Below are 13,525 nucleotides of genomic sequence, written 5' to 3'. Positions count from 1 at the left end.
CTCCCACACCCCCCTGCCCAGCCCCGCCCCCACCGATGGTGGGGATCAGCTGGCGGACAGTGGGAGCGGGTTCCGGGATCCGTTGTTCATCGGGGCGGCGGTGGCCGCCGTCATCAGCGGTGTGGTGCTCGTGCTGATCATCCGCTCCCGGCGCCGCTCGGACTGACGCCCCGTCAGCCCTCCGGCTGCTGCTCGATGTAGCGCCCCAGGGCGTCGACCACCAGCGCGTGGTCGTCGCCCTGGGGGAGACCGGAGACGGCGACCGTGCCGACGACTCCCGTACCGCGCAGCCGTACGGGGAAGGCGCCGCCGTGCGCGGCGTAGCGGTCCGGGTCGAGGCGGGACGATTCCTCGAACGTCCGGCCCTTGGCGCGGAACCGGGCGCCGACCAGGTACGACGACTCCGCGTACCGCTCCACGACGCGGCACTTGCGCTCGATCCACGCGTCGTTGTCCGCCGACGTACCGGGCAGCGCGCAGTGGAACAGCTGCTGCCCGCCGCGCCGGATGTCCACCGTCACGGCCGCGCCGCGCTCGCGCGCCAGGTCCGTCAGCAGGCAGCCGAGCCGCCACGCGTCCTCGTTGCCGAAGCGGTCTAGGACCAGGCGGCGTTCCTGCTCCTCCAGTTCGCGGACCTGGTGGCGCGCCGCCTCCCGCTCGTCCGTACCGTTCAGCACACCCGTGCCATTCATGCCGTTCATGCCGACTCCTCGATCCGGACCGTGCGGCCCTCGGCCGCCGATGTCTTCGCCGCTTCCAGCACGCGCAGCGTGGCCGCCGCTTCCCGGGCGCTCACCGGCGGCCGGCCGCCGGTACGCAGGGCCTCCGCGACGGCGGCGTAGTACGCGGGGTAGTCGCCGGGCAGGGTCGGTACGGGATCGCCGCCGCCGGTCAGCGGGGACTCCCCGGCGCCGATCCGGCCCCACGACGCCTCGGGTTCGGTGCCCCAGCCGGCCGGGTCCCCGCCCGGCCGCCGGCCCTCGCGCAGCGCCGCTTCCTGCGGGTCCAGGCCGTACTTCACGTAACCGGCCCGGCTGCCCAGCACCCGGAAGCGCGGCCCGAGCTGGGCGGTGGTCGCGCTCACCCACAGGTGTGAGCGGACGCCGTTCGCGTGGGTGAGCGCGAGGAACGTGTCGTCGTCGGCCTCGGCGCCCGGGCGGCGCACGTCGGACTCGGCGTAGACGTGGGTGACCGGCCCGAAGAGGGCGAGCGCCTGGTCGGCGACGTGGCTGCCCAGGTCGTACAGCAGCCCGCCGATCTCGGCCGGGTCGCCGGACTCGCGCCAGCCGCCCTTCGGCTTCGGCCGCCAGCGTTCGAAGCGCGACTCGAAGCGCAGGACGTCGCCGAGCGCGCCCTCGGTGATCAGCCGGTGCACCGTGCGGAAGTCGTTGTCCCAGCGGCGGTTCTGGAAGACGGAGAGCAGCAGGCCGCGGTCGTCCGCGAGGCCGGCCAGCCGCTCCGCCTCGGCGGCCGTCCCGGAGAGCGGCTTGTCGACGACCGCCGGCAGTCCGGCCTCCAGCGCCGCGGTGGCGAGCGGGACGTGGGTCTTGTTGGGGGAGGCGATGACGACCAGGTCCAGTTCGCCGGCGCGGGCCAGTACCTCGTCGGGGGTGGCGACCGTACGGACCCGGGGGTGCTCGGCGCGGGCCTGCGCCTGCCGGTCCGGGCTGCTGGTGGAGACGGTGTCCAGCGTCAGGCCGCCGGTGGCGGCGATCAGCGGGGCGTGGAAGACCGAGCCGGCGAGACCGTAGCCGATCAGGCCGACGCGCAGGGGGGTGCCGGGAGAGTCGTTCATGCGTCCCACTTAAGCAACGCTGTTGCCAAAGTGCAAGCAATGCGGACAATGGACGGGTGACCAGCCACGACTCCGAAGAACGTGTCGCCGCGCACGCCACCGAACGCGCTGCCGCACCGGCTTCCGTGCCACCGGGCGGAGCCGGAGCTCCCGGCGGCGGAGCCGGGCTGCCCGCCCTGCGCGGCCACAACACCGCGCTGGTGCTGGGGCTGCTGCGGGCGGCGGGACCGGCGGGCGTCAGCCGGCTGGAGCTGGCCGCGCACACCGGACTGACGCCGCAGGCCGTCAGCAAGATCCTCGCCCGGCTGCGGGTGGCCGGGCTGGTCGCCGAGGCGGGCCGGCGCGCCTCCACCGGCGGCAAGCCGCCCACGGTGCTGCGCCTGGTGCCCGAGGCCCGGTACGCGATCGGGCTGCATCTGGACCGCGACGAGCTGACCGCCGTCCTCACCGACCTTGCGGGCCGCACCGTCGCCGCGCGGACCGCCCCGCTCGACCTCGGTGCGGGCGCGCCCGCCGTGCTGGACACGGTGGCCGGACAACTCGCGGCGCTCCCGGACGAGGCCCGTTCGCCGCGCGTCCTGGGCATCGGCGCCGCCAGTCCCGGGCCGCTGGACCACACGGACGGGGTGCTGCGCCGGGTCACCGGATTCCCGGACTGGGACGGCTTTCCGCTGCGCGACGCGCTCGCCGAACACCTCGGCCTGCCCGTCGTCCTGGACAAGGACACCAACGCCGCCGCCCTCGGCCTGGCCCGGCGCGAGCCGGACGGGCGCGGCTCGTTCGCGTACCTCCATCTGGGTACGGGGCTGGGCGCGGGCCTGGTGCTCGGCGGCGTGCTGTACCGGGGGGCCAGGACCGGCGCGGGGGAGTTCGGGCACCAGGTGCTGCAACTGGACGGCCCGCGCTGCGGGTGCGGCAAGCGCGGCTGCGTCGAGGCGCTGTGCCTCGACAGGGCGGCGCGCGGCGAGCCCGCCGAAGCGGCCCGCATCCTGGGCGTGGCCGCGGCCAACCTGGTGGAACTGCTCGACATCGACCGGGTGCTGCTCGGCGGCCGTACGGTACTGGCGCGCCCCGGCACGTATGTACGCGGCGTGGCCGAGGCGCTGACCGAACAGGCCCGCATCCGGGGCGACGGCGGTACGCCCGCGATCCCCGTGGCCGTGGCCGAAGGGGGCGCGCAGGCGGTGGCGGACGGCGCGGCGCACCTCGTCCTCGCGCCGCTGTTCGGCGCGCCGGGGACGCCGTTCGGGGGCGGAGCGGCGGCGGAACTGCGCTGAGGCAGGGGCTTCCGGCGTCCGGGGGCTGCGCTGAACGCGCGGCATTCGGGCGATCGGAGGCGCGTACCGGGGCGTCGGGGCCCGGGCGGCGCACGCCCGTGGCAAGGTCCGGGAACGACCGGTCATACGAGATACGAACGGTCCGGCCCGGGTCGGGCCGCGACGAGCGGCGCGCCACGAACGGCCCGGTCCGTTCGGATCGCCCGCGTCCCCGTCCAAGCCCGCGTCCCCGTCCAAGCCCGCGTCCCCGTCCAAGCCCGCGTCCCCGACCAAGCCCGCGTCCCCGTCCAAGCCCCCGTTCCCGCCGACAGCCCCTTCCCGTCCACGCCCCGTTCCCGCCCGTGTCCCCGTCCGACCGCCCCGGCGCCGGGCCGCCCGTCCGCGCCGGGCGAGCAGGGAGGTCCGTCATGCCCGTGCGCCCGTCCCGCGTGCTGACGCGCGCCGCCGTCCCGGCCGCGCTGCTGGCCGCCGTGTCGTTTGCGTGCCCGTCCGCGACCGCCGCCGAGACCCCAGGACACCGGGCGGAGGTACGTACGGCGGCCGAGTGGTCCCCGGCGGCGAACGGGGCGGACCGCACGGCTGACCGTACGGACCGCCCAGCCGCTCGCCCGGCCGGCCGCGCGGCCCGCCCGCCCCACCTCGCGGACACCGGAGCCGCCGCCGTCACCCGTATCGGCGCCGTCGCCCTGGTGCTCCTGGCCGCCGGCGCCCTCCTCCTGGCGGCGGCCCGCCGACTCCGGCGGCGCTGAGCAGAACACCGGCCGCGCGCCGATCAGTACTCCACGCGCGCCCATCAAGACTCCGCCCGCGCGCCGACCGGCACTCCACCCGCGCGCCGAGCAGGACACCCGCGAGCCCCCTCCCCGTAGGCAACGCGTAACCTCCGGCCGCACCGGGGGTGCGAGGATCGCCCGGTGGACTACCCGAACGGCCAGGAACCTGGCGCACCGATCCGCTCCGGCATCCCCGAGCACGGACGCATCCCCAAGTACTACGCGGCGAAGGTCCAATTGGAGACGCTGCTCGCCGAGCTGGGCGAGGGCGAGGCGCTGCCGACCGAACGCGAACTGGCCCTGCGCTTCGAGGTGTCCCGGGAGACGCTGCGCCAGGCGCTCCGCGAACTCCACCTGGAGGGACGGCTGCGGCGCCTGGGCCGCGGCACCGTCGTCGCGGGCCCGAAGCTGGAACAGCCGCTGTCGCTGGCGAGTTACACCGAGGGCGTACGGAAACAGGGCCGCCGTCCGGGCCGCCATCTGGTCGGACTGGACCGCTTCCCCGCGCCGGAGAAGCTGGCCGGCGAACTGGGCCTGCAAGTAGGCGACGAGGTCTGGCACATGGAGCGGGTGCTGCTTGCGGACGACGAACGGGTCGGCCTGGAGAGCACGTACGTCGCCGTGGCCCGGGTGCCGCGCCTGGACGCGGAGTTCGAGCCCGACTCCTCCTTCTACGCCTATCTCCACGAGCGCCTGGGCATCGGCTTCGGGGACGCGGACGAGCGCCTGGAAACCGTACTGGCCACCCCGCGCGAAGCCCTGCTGATCGGCACTCCCGGCGCCCTGCCGATGCTCCTCATCCACCGCCTGTCCCGCGACACCCGCGGCCTGCCGCTGGAGCGGGTGCGTTCGCTCTACCGGGGGGACCGGTTCTCCTTCACGACCCATCTGGGCGGCTGATCTCCCGAAAGGCGGCAGCCCGCCTTCTTGATCACGGGAAGATAACGGGTCTAGGCCAAACTTGCGACCCCGTTCACCGCCCCGTCCCCTGCCGGACCGCCGGGCGCCACCCGCCCCCACGACCGTTCCGGGCATGCGAGTCATAGTTGTCGGAGCCGGGGTGCTGGGGACCATGCACGCCTGGGAAGCGGTCGGGCGCGGCCACGAGGTCGTGCACATCGAGCGGGAGGCCGAGGCGCGCGGGGCCTCGGTGCGCAATTTTGGGCTGGTCTGGGTCGGCGGCCGGGCCGGCGGCGCGGAGCTGGACACCGCGCTGCGGGCCCGCGAGCTGTGGGAGGACATCGGAGAGCGGGTCCCCGGTCTCGGATTCCGGCCGAACGGTTCGCTCACCGTCGTACGCGACGCGGCCGAGCACGCCGTCGCCGAGGCCGCCGTACGCCGTCCCGACGCCGCGTCCCGCGGGTACAAGCTGCTCGGCGCCGATGAGGTCCGGGCCCTCAACCCCGCGCTGCGCGGGGAGTTCGCCGGAGCGCTCTGGTGCGAGCGGGACGCCGCGGTCGAGCCGCGCACCGCCCAGCGGGCACTGCGGGAGGCCCTGGCGGCGTCCGGGCGCTACACCTTCCTCGGCGGGCGCGAGGTACGCGACGTCGTCGGCGAGCGGGCCGTCCGCGACGACCACGGCGACCTGCACGAAGGCGACGCGGTGGTGCTGTGCACCGGCGCCTGGCTCGGCGGCCTGGTGCGGGAGCTGGCCCCCGGCCTGCCGGTGCGCCGCGTCCGGCTCCAGATGATGCAGACCGCACCGCTCGGCGAGACCCTGACCACCTCCGTCGCCGACGCGGACAGCTTCCGCTACTACCCGGCCTACGCCGGACCGGAGCTGGACGCGCTGGCCGCCGCGCAGCCCCAGCCGCCGGTCGCCGCCGAGCACCGGATGCAGCTGCTGATGGTGCAGCGCGCCGACGGCGGCCTGACGATCGGCGACACCCACGAATACGCCACGCCCTTCGGGTTCGACGTGGTGGAGGACCCGTACGAGCACCTGACCTCGGTCGTCGAGACGCTGCTCGGCCGCCCGCTGCCCGCCGTGCGCCGCCGCTGGGCCGGGGTGTACGCGCAGTGCACCGACCCTTCCCGCGTCGTGCACCGGCAGCGGGTACGGGACGGTGTCTGGCTGGTCACCGGGCCCGGCGGACGCGGCATGACCTGCTCCCCGGCGCTGGCCGAGGACACCGCGAACGGGCTGGGCTGGTGAGGGCCGTGAACAGCAATGACCCGGAGGACGCGCCGGTTTCCCTCGTCGTCCTCGACATGGCGGGGACCACGGTCGCCGACGGCGGGCTGGTGGAGCAGGCGTTCGGCGCCGCGGCGCGGCGGCTCGGCGTCGCACCGGGCAGTGCCGAGCACGCCGAGCAGCTGGCGTACGTCCGCGCCACCATGGGCGAGTCCAAGATCTCCGTCTTCCGGCACCTCTACGGGGACGAGCAGCGGGCCCGCCGCGCCAACGCCGCCTTCGAGGAGGCGTACGGGGAACTGGTCGACGGCGGGCGGATCGCGCCCGTGCCCGGTGCCCGGGAGGCCATCGAGGCCCTGCGGGACGCGGGCCGCACGGTCGTGCTGACCACCGGCTTCGCCCGGGTCACCCAGGACGCGATCCTGGACGCGCTCGGCTGGCGGGACCTGGCGGCGCTGACCCTGTGCCCGGCCGACGCGGGCGGGCGCGGACGCCCGTACCCGGACCTGGTGCTGACGGCGCTGCTGCGTACCGGCGCCGCCGACTCCGTACGGCAGGTCGCGGTGGCCGGGGACACCTCGTACGACATGCTCTCCGGGCGCCGCGCGGGCGCCTCCGTCGTCGCCGGGGTGCTGACCGGCGCCCACGACGGGGCGGCGCTGCGCACGGCGGGCGCCACCCACGTCCTCGGTTCGGTGGCCGAGCTGCCCGCCCTGCTCGGCGGCCCGCGGTGGGAGCGGCCCTCATGAGCGCGCCCGCCGAAACGATCCGCCCCGCCCCCACCACCCCATCCGGCATCCGCTTCGACAACGTCTCCGTCGCGTACGGCGAGCACGTCGTCCTGGACTCCTTCGACCTGACCGTCGAACCGGGCGAGGTGATGGCGCTGCTCGGCCCCTCCGGGTCGGGCAAGACCACCGCGCTGCGGGCGGTCGCCGGATTCGTCCGGCCGTGTGCCGGGCGGGTGCTGATCGGCGGCCGGGACGTGACCGGGCTGCCGCCGTACCGGCGCGGCATCGGCATGGTCGTCCAGCAGTACGCCCTCTTCCCGCACCTGCGCGTCGAGGACAACGTCGCCTTCGGCCTCAAGGCGCGGCGCGGGCGCACCACATCGCGCGCCGGGACCGCGGCCCGGGTGGCCGAGGTGCTGGAGATGACCGGCATGGCCGCGTACGCCCGGCGCTACCCGCGCGAACTGTCCGGCGGGCAGCAGCAGCGGGTCGCCATCGCGCGGGCGCTGGCCATCCGCCCCGGCGTGCTCCTCCTGGACGAGCCGCTGTCGGCTCTCGACGCCCGGCTGCGCTCCGGCATGCTCGCCGAACTGGCGCGCCTGCACCGAGAGTTGCCCGACGTGTCGATCCTGTACGTCACCCACGACCAGGTGGAGGCGCTGACGCTGGCGGACCGGATCGCCGTCATGGACCGCGCGCGGCTGCGCGACTGCGGCACCCCGCAGGACCTCTACCGGCGTCCGCGCACCGAGTTCACCGCCTCCTTCGTCGGCAACGCCAACCTCCTGCCGGTGACCGCGGGCCCGGACGGCACCGCCGACTTCGCCGGCACCCGGCTGACCGTCACGCCCGCCGAGGGCGCCGCACCCGGCGCGTCCGCCACGCTCTGCGTACGCCCGCACCTGGTCGGCCTCGGCGACGGCCCCAACGCGCTGCACGGCCACGTCACCGAGGTGCAGTGGCGCGGCGCGACGCACCGGGTGTACGCGGACGTGGCCGGGCACCGCGTCATGGCCGACCTGCGCGAACTGCGGACCACACCGGAGCCGGGCAGCGACGTCGTCCTGCACTTCGCCGCCGAGGACGCGGTGCTGCTCCCGGCCGGAGCGAGGAGCAGGGACGATGAGTAGCCCGGACACGCTCGCGCCGCGGACGGCCGGAGAGCGGCACCGGACGGCCGGAGAGGGGCACCGACCGGCCGGTGCGCGGCACGAAGGCGGTCAGCGGCGGGCCTCGTCGGCCCTCTGGGCCCTGCCACCGCTCCTCGCCCTCGGGCTCGTCTTCCTCTACCCGCTGGCCCTGGTCGTACGGCAGTCCTTCAGGCAGGACGAGGGCGGCCCGCCGTCCACCGCCCCGTACGCACAGGTCTTCGCCGAAGCGTCCTTCCGGGACGCGCTCGGGAACACCGTGCTGCTCTCCCTCGGCGCGACCGCCGGCTGCCTGCTGCTCGGCTTCGCCCTCGCCCTGGTGATCGCGTTCGTGCCGTTCCCCGGCAGCCGGGCGCTCAGCCGCTTCATCGACGTCTTCCTCGCCTTCCCGTCCTTCCTGATCACCCTCGCGCTGCTCTTCGTCTACGGAACGGCCGGGCTCGCCAACGGCCTGTGGACGGACGCCACCGGCGCCGCGAGCGGACCCTTCGACTTCCTGCGCACCCCCTGGGGCGTGCTGCTCGCCGAGATCACCTACTTCACGCCCTTCGTGCTGCGCCCGCTGCTCGCCGCCTTCTCCCAGGTAGAAACCGGACAGCTGGAGGCCGCCGCCTCGCTCGGCGCCCGGCCGGCCCGGGTCGTACGGAAGGTGATCTGGCCCGAGGCGCTGCCGTCGCTCGCGGCGGGCGGGGCCCTCGTCCTGGTGCTGACGCTCAACGAGTTCGGGATCGTGCTGTTCACCGGCGCCAAGGACGTGGTCACCCTGCCGGTGCTCGTCTACACGAAGGCCATCCTCGACGGCGACTACACGGGGGCGTGCGTCGTCGCCGTCGTCAACATCGTGCTGTCCCTGGCCCTTTACGCCCTGTACCGGACCGTGGCCGCACGGGCGGGCGGGGCGCGTACGCCGTCCACGGGAGGTGACGGGCACCGTGCTCGTGCATAGCAAGGGCACCCGCCGGGCCGTCTGGGCCCTGTTCCTCGTCCTGTTCCTGCCGCTCTTCGCGCTGCCGCTGCTGGTGATCGTCGCGGCGTCCTTCGCGAGCAACTGGAGCGGCGCGCTGCCGTCCGGCCCCACGCTCGCGCACTACCGGGACATCGCCCAGGGCGACTCCCTGCGGGCGCTGGTCACCAGTTTGGTCACGGCCGTCACCGCGAGCCTGCTCGCGCTGGCCGCCGGCACCTGGGCCGCGCTGGCCGCGCAACGGCTGCGGCCCCGCGCCCGCAAGGTGCTCGACACGCTCTTCATGCTGCCGGTCGCGGTGCCGTCCGTCGTCGTCGGCCTGTCGCTGCTGGTCGCCTTCTCGCAGCCGCCGCTGCTGCTGAACGGCACCCCGCAGATCGTCGTCATCGCGCACACGGTCCTGGTCACCGCGTTCGCCCACCAGTCCGTCACGGCCGCGCTGACCCGTCTGGACCCGGCGTACGAACAGAGCGCCGCCAGCCTCGGCGCGCGCCCCGCCCACGTCCTGTGGCGCGTGAAACTGCCCCTCCTGCTGCCGTCCCTGACCGCCGCCGCGGGCCTGTGCTTCGCCCTGTCCATGGGCGAGCTGAGCGCCACGATGATGATCTATCCGCCGGACTGGCTGCCGCTGCCGGTACGGGTCTTCGCCACCACCGACCGGGGCGCGCTGTTCGCGGGCGCCGCGCTCGCGGTGGCACTGATGGCCGCCACGCTGCTCGTCCTGCTCGCCGTCTCCCGCATCCGCACCAAAGCCTCGTACCGCTGACGCACCCCGCCCCGCCCCTCCATCAAGGAGTGACGCCACGCCATGCGCACCCCCCTCAAGCCGACCGCCGCCCTCTGCGGCACTCTGCTCCTCGCCGCCGCCCTGACCGGCTGCGGCGGCGCCTCCCGCGCCGACGCCGACGCCAAGGAGATCACCGTCTACAGCGCCGACGGCCTGCGCGGCGAGCGGGGCGACGGCTTCTACGACCGGGTCTTCAAGGACTACGAGAAGAAGACCGGCATCAAGATCAACCTGGTCGAGAGCGGGTCCGGCGCCGCCGTACAGCGGCTGGCCCGCGAGAAGGCGAACACCAAGGCCGACATCGTCGTCACCCTGCCCCCGTTCATCCAGCAGGCCGTCGGCAAGGGCCTGCTGGAGACCTACCGCCCCCAGGGCTCCGAACAGGTCGCCGCCGCGGACAAGGACCCGGACGGCAGGTGGACCGCCGTCGTCAACAACTACTTCTGCTTCATCTACAACAAGAAGCAGCTCAAGGAGCCGCCCCGCACCTGGCAGGACCTGACGGACGCCCGCTTCAAGAACAAGCTCCAGTACTCCACACCGGGCGTCGCCGGGGACGGCACCGCCGTCGTCGTCCAGGCCCTGCACGACTTCGGCGGGCAGGGCCCGGCCATGGACTTCCTCAAGAAACTCCAGGCCAACAACGTCGGCCCGGCCTCCTCCACCGGCCAGCTCGCCCCCAAGACCGACAAGGGAGAACTCCTCGTCGCCAACGGCGACGTGCAGATGAACTACGCCAACATGAAGTCCATGCCGAACCAGGGCATCTTCTTCCCCGCCGCCCGGCCCGGCGCCAAGCCGTCCACCTTCGCGCTCCCGTACGCGGCCGGCCTGGTCAAGAACGCCCCGCACGCGGCACAGGCCAGGAAGTTCCTCGACCACCTCCTCTCACCCGAGGTACAGCGCCAGGTCTCCGCGGTCGGCGGCGGCTTCGCCGCCCGCACGGACATCAAGCCCACCGACCGCAACGCCACCGAACTCGCCCGGATCATGCAAGGCGTCGAGGTCTTCCGCCCGGACTGGCACGACATCGACAAGAACCTGTCCGCCTACCTGGACGCCTGGAAGGAGGCCACGGGCAGCTGACCGGGGCGCCGGGCGCTCGGTGGGGTCAAGATCACGCCGGCTGACTTACGCTGGGGGCGTCGGCCGTACGTACGAGACGCAGGTCACCCGGGGTGACGGGCGGGGCGTACGGGGCCGGCGCCCCTGGCAGACACGCACGGCGGGAGACCGGCAGTGGCAGAGCGCAAGCCGATCGAGTCATGGCTGACGGACATGGACGGGGTGCTGATGCACGAGGGCATCCCGGTGCCCGGCGCGGACGCCTTCATCAAGCGGCTGCGCGAATCGGGCAAGCCCTTCCTCGTCCTGACCAACAACTCCATCTACACCCCGCGCGACCTGCACGCCCGGCTCAGCCGGATCGGCCTGGACGTGCCCTGGGAGTCCATCTGGACCTCCGCGCTGGCCACCGCCCAGTTCCTGGACGAGCAGCGGCCGTCCGGCACCGCGTACGTCATCGGCGAGGCGGGCCTGACCACCGCGCTGCACGACATCGGGTACGTGCTCACCGACCACGAGCCCGACTACGTGGTGCTCGGCGAGACCCGTACCTACAGCTTCGAGGCGCTCACCAAGGCCATCCGGCTGATCAACGCCGGCGCCCGGTTCATCGCCACCAACCCGGACGAGACCGGGCCCTCGGCGGACGGCGCGCTGCCCGCGACCGGCTCGGTGGCCGCGCTGATCACCAAGGCGACGGGCGTCGAGCCGTACTTCGTCGGCAAGCCCAACCCGCTGATGATGCGGCACGGCCTGAACGTCATCGGCGCGCACAGCGAGACCTCCGCGATGATCGGCGACCGGATGGACACCGACGTGCTGGCCGGGCTGGAGGCGGGCATGGAGACGTTCCTGGTGCTCACCGGGCTGACCGGCAAGAACGACATCGAGCGGCACCCGTTCCGGCCGTCGCGGGTCGTGGACTCCATCGCGGACCTCGTCGACCTGGTGTAGCCGGGCACGGCCCGGGTCCGGCCCCCGCCGGGCCCCGGCCGCTCACCCGAACGGCGCATTCACGGCCCCCACCGGATGCGGAATCCGCCCCCCGGGCGGACCTTCGGAAGTGTTCGGAGGTTCACCATGCGCTCACCGGGATTCACTCTCTGTGCCGCCCTCGCGGTCACGGTGCTCTCTCCGGGGCCCGCGCTCGCGTCCGCGGCCCGGGCGCCGGGCGCCGCGGCCGGTGCGGTCGCGGTCACTCCCTCGGCCGTCGCGCCGGGCACCGACACGGCCCTCCAGGTCACCGGCTGCACGGGGCGTACGGGCAGCGCCACCTCGGACGCCTTTGTCGACGCGGTGCCGCTGGCTCGGGTCGCCGCGGGGCTGGTGGGCGACGCGCGGGTGCGCTCCACCGCTGACCCCGGCGCGTACACCGTCTCCGTCCGGTGCGACGGCGAGGACGCGCGGGCCGTGGGCACCTTCGAAGTCGTACCGGCTCCGGCGCGCACCACGGGGGACGAGGCGGCGGAAGGCGGCGGGGATCTCGTGGCCGCGCCGCTCGCCGCCCCGGAATCCGGGACCTCCGCGGAGCGGCCCGCCTCGCCGTCCGCGCCTGTACGGGCCGGAGGCGGCGGTGCGGCCGCGCACCCCGCCGCCGGGCACCGGGCCGCGCCGCCCGCGCAGGAGTCACGCGCCGCGCTGGTGCGGACGGCGGCCGTACGGACGGCCGCGAGCCATGAGGGCGACGGCATATACGCGGTGGGACTGGTGCTGGCAGGGGGCGCGGCGCTCGCGCTCACCGGACAGGTGCTGCGGATGCGGCGCCGGCGCAAGGGATCGGACGATGGCGATGCCGGATGACGACCACCCGGTGGCGAGCCGCCGCCCCCCGCACGGACCGGGACACGGCCGGATGGCTGCAGGCGTGGCCTGGGCGGCGCTGCTGCTGGGCCTGTGGCTGTGGGGGCGAGACCTGACCGACGGTGACGCCCTGGCGAAGGGGCCGACGACCGGCGACGTGGCAGCCGTCGGCCGCCCGCTCGGACAGGACCTGCCCACAGCGCACGCCCCGCTGGCCACCTCGCCGGAGGGCCGCCCCGCCGAGGTGGCGATCGGCGCCCTGGGCGTACGGGCCGGTGTGGTGCAGACCGGGCTGGACGCGACCGGCGCGGTGGACGCGCCGCCGTACCGCACCCCCGGGCTCGTCGGCTGGTACGCCAAGGGGCCGCAGCCGGGCACGGCGGGCGCCGCCGTGCTGGTCGGCCATGTCGACACGGCCGACCGGCGTGCGGTCTTCCACCGCCTCGGCAGCCTCAAGCCGGGGCAGCCGGTGGACGTGCGCAGGGCCGACGGCGGCACCGCCCGGTTCACGGTCGAGGACGTGAAGATCTACGACCGGCGGCGGTTCGCGCCGCGGAAGGTCTACGGCGCGCATGTGCCGGGGCGCGCGGAACTGCGCCTGATCACCTGCGCGGGCGCCTACGACCGGGAGCGGGACGCCTACACCGCCAATGTCGTCGTGCACGCGTATCTCACCAAGGTCACGCCCGCGCCGGGGAGTTGAGGGCCCGGGCGGGGGACGGAGCCCGCAATCCCGACCGTTCCCGGCCGGCGGCTCGCTCCCCCTGAACCGCCGACCGGCCGGTCCTCGACCGCCGGGGTGTCAGGACTGCGGGAGTTGCCCTGCCGCCGGCGGGAGGTGCGTGGGCGCCTGAACTCAAGGCGCGTGCACGGGCCCGACCAGGGGCTGGGGCCAGGTGACCAACGTTGAAGCTCACACTGGAGTTCACTGTAGAACGGCTGCACCGCGTCGCCTAGGTCCTGTCGTCAAATTCCCGTCGTTCGCCCGTAGGGCGGGCCGCGCGGCGTCTGGTGCGTGCGATCGCAAGGCGGAGGGTCTTCCCGGTACTGG

14 protein-coding genes are annotated in these 13,525 nt (G+C 74.6%); 12 read left to right on the top strand and 2 right to left on the bottom strand.

Annotated features, from left to right (window positions below):
• Nucleotides 1-173: 173 nt before the first annotated feature.
• Entirely contained in the window at nucleotides 174-692 is a 519-nt protein-coding gene (locus tag ADK86_RS10035) for a heme-degrading domain-containing protein (RefSeq protein WP_030674558.1), read from the bottom strand.
• 5 nt (nucleotides 693-697) lie between these two features.
• Nucleotides 698-1,795, bottom strand: coding sequence for a Gfo/Idh/MocA family oxidoreductase (locus ADK86_RS10030; RefSeq protein WP_053696252.1), 1,098 nt, complete (start codon nucleotides 1,793-1,795; stop codon nucleotides 698-700).
• A 125-nt stretch (nucleotides 1,796-1,920) separates the two neighbouring features.
• Here ADK86_RS10030 and ADK86_RS10025 point away from each other — a divergent pair, with 125 nt between their 5' ends.
• The 12 genes from ADK86_RS10025 (at nucleotide 1,921) to ADK86_RS09970 (ending at nucleotide 13,177) form a co-directional block, all read left to right on the top strand.
• Nucleotides 1,921-3,072 (top strand): ROK family transcriptional regulator, encoded by a 1,152-nt coding sequence (locus ADK86_RS10025; protein ID WP_053696254.1) that lies wholly within the window; start codon nucleotides 1,921-1,923, stop codon nucleotides 3,070-3,072.
• 407 nt (nucleotides 3,073-3,479) lie between these two features.
• Nucleotides 3,480-3,821, top strand: coding sequence for a hypothetical protein (locus ADK86_RS10020; RefSeq protein ID WP_053696251.1), 342 nt, complete (start codon nucleotides 3,480-3,482; stop codon nucleotides 3,819-3,821).
• A gap of 165 nt (nucleotides 3,822-3,986) precedes the next feature.
• On the top strand, nucleotides 3,987-4,745 hold the full coding sequence (locus tag ADK86_RS10015; RefSeq protein ID WP_003984859.1) for a GntR family transcriptional regulator: 759 nt from the start codon (nucleotides 3,987-3,989) through the stop codon (nucleotides 4,743-4,745).
• 133 nt (nucleotides 4,746-4,878) lie between these two features.
• The gene (locus tag ADK86_RS10010) at nucleotides 4,879-6,000 is read left to right on the top strand and encodes a TIGR03364 family FAD-dependent oxidoreductase (RefSeq protein ID WP_053696250.1); all 1,122 of its coding nucleotides are present in this window, start codon (nucleotides 4,879-4,881) and stop codon (nucleotides 5,998-6,000) included.
• Between the two features lie 5 nt (nucleotides 6,001-6,005).
• A complete protein-coding gene (locus ADK86_RS10005; RefSeq protein WP_053696249.1) occupies nucleotides 6,006-6,728 on the top strand; it encodes a phosphonatase-like hydrolase in 723 nt (240 codons plus the stop codon).
• The gene (locus ADK86_RS10000) at nucleotides 6,725-7,840 is read left to right on the top strand and encodes an ABC transporter ATP-binding protein (protein WP_053696248.1); all 1,116 of its coding nucleotides are present in this window, start codon (nucleotides 6,725-6,727) and stop codon (nucleotides 7,838-7,840) included. Before ADK86_RS10005 ends, ADK86_RS10000 begins: the two co-directional genes overlap by 4 nt.
• Nucleotides 7,833-8,804: a 2-aminoethylphosphonate ABC transporter permease subunit gene (locus ADK86_RS09995; RefSeq protein WP_053696247.1), complete on the top strand. Its 972-nt coding sequence runs from the start codon at nucleotides 7,833-7,835 to the stop codon at nucleotides 8,802-8,804. The genes ADK86_RS10000 and ADK86_RS09995 overlap by 8 nt, the downstream gene beginning before the upstream one ends.
• Nucleotides 8,791-9,588, top strand: coding sequence for an ABC transporter permease (locus ADK86_RS09990; RefSeq protein WP_053696253.1), 798 nt, complete (start codon nucleotides 8,791-8,793; stop codon nucleotides 9,586-9,588). Before ADK86_RS09995 ends, ADK86_RS09990 begins: the two co-directional genes overlap by 14 nt.
• Before the next feature lie 42 nt (nucleotides 9,589-9,630).
• Nucleotides 9,631-10,695, top strand: coding sequence for a 2-aminoethylphosphonate ABC transporter substrate-binding protein (locus tag ADK86_RS09985; RefSeq protein WP_053696246.1), 1,065 nt, complete (start codon nucleotides 9,631-9,633; stop codon nucleotides 10,693-10,695).
• A 153-nt stretch (nucleotides 10,696-10,848) separates the two neighbouring features.
• On the top strand, nucleotides 10,849-11,628 hold the full coding sequence (locus tag ADK86_RS09980) for an HAD-IIA family hydrolase (RefSeq protein WP_030596132.1): 780 nt from the start codon (nucleotides 10,849-10,851) through the stop codon (nucleotides 11,626-11,628).
• A 126-nt stretch (nucleotides 11,629-11,754) separates the two neighbouring features.
• Nucleotides 11,755-12,474, top strand: coding sequence for a hypothetical protein (locus ADK86_RS09975; protein ID WP_053696245.1), 720 nt, complete (start codon nucleotides 11,755-11,757; stop codon nucleotides 12,472-12,474).
• The gene (locus tag ADK86_RS09970; RefSeq protein ID WP_053696244.1) at nucleotides 12,458-13,177 is read left to right on the top strand and encodes a class F sortase; all 720 of its coding nucleotides are present in this window, start codon (nucleotides 12,458-12,460) and stop codon (nucleotides 13,175-13,177) included. Before ADK86_RS09975 ends, ADK86_RS09970 begins: the two co-directional genes overlap by 17 nt.
• Nucleotides 13,178-13,525: the final 348 nt, after the last annotated feature.

Origin of the sequence: Streptomyces sp. NRRL F-5755 (genome assembly GCF_001279365.1) — a bacterium.
Classification (GTDB): Bacteria; Actinomycetota; Actinomycetes; order Streptomycetales; family Streptomycetaceae; genus Streptomyces; species Streptomyces rimosus.
Note: the sequence above shows the minus strand (reverse complement) of the source record. Positions and strands in the feature narration are given on the sequence as shown.

Bases quoted from the DNA above. Each gene is read 5' to 3' on its own strand.
- ADK86_RS10035 (WP_030674558.1), bottom strand. From the start codon at position 692: ATGAATGGCACGGGTGTGCTGAACGGTACGGACGAGCGGGAGGCGGCG.
- ADK86_RS10030 (WP_053696252.1), bottom strand. From the start codon at position 1,795: ATGAACGACTCTCCCGGCACCCCCCTGCGCGTCGGCCTGATCGGCTAC.
- ADK86_RS10020 (WP_053696251.1), top strand. From the start codon at position 3,480: ATGCCCGTGCGCCCGTCCCGCGTGCTGACGCGCGCCGCCGTCCCGGCC.
- ADK86_RS10010 (WP_053696250.1), top strand. From the start codon at position 4,879: ATGCGAGTCATAGTTGTCGGAGCCGGGGTGCTGGGGACCATGCACGCC.
- ADK86_RS10000 (WP_053696248.1), top strand. From the start codon at position 6,725: ATGAGCGCGCCCGCCGAAACGATCCGCCCCGCCCCCACCACCCCATCC.
- ADK86_RS09995 (WP_053696247.1), top strand. From the start codon at position 7,833: ATGAGTAGCCCGGACACGCTCGCGCCGCGGACGGCCGGAGAGCGGCAC.
- ADK86_RS09985 (WP_053696246.1), top strand. From the start codon at position 9,631: ATGCGCACCCCCCTCAAGCCGACCGCCGCCCTCTGCGGCACTCTGCTC.
- ADK86_RS09975 (WP_053696245.1), top strand. From the start codon at position 11,755: ATGCGCTCACCGGGATTCACTCTCTGTGCCGCCCTCGCGGTCACGGTG.
- ADK86_RS09970 (WP_053696244.1), top strand. From the start codon at position 12,458: ATGGCGATGCCGGATGACGACCACCCGGTGGCGAGCCGCCGCCCCCCG.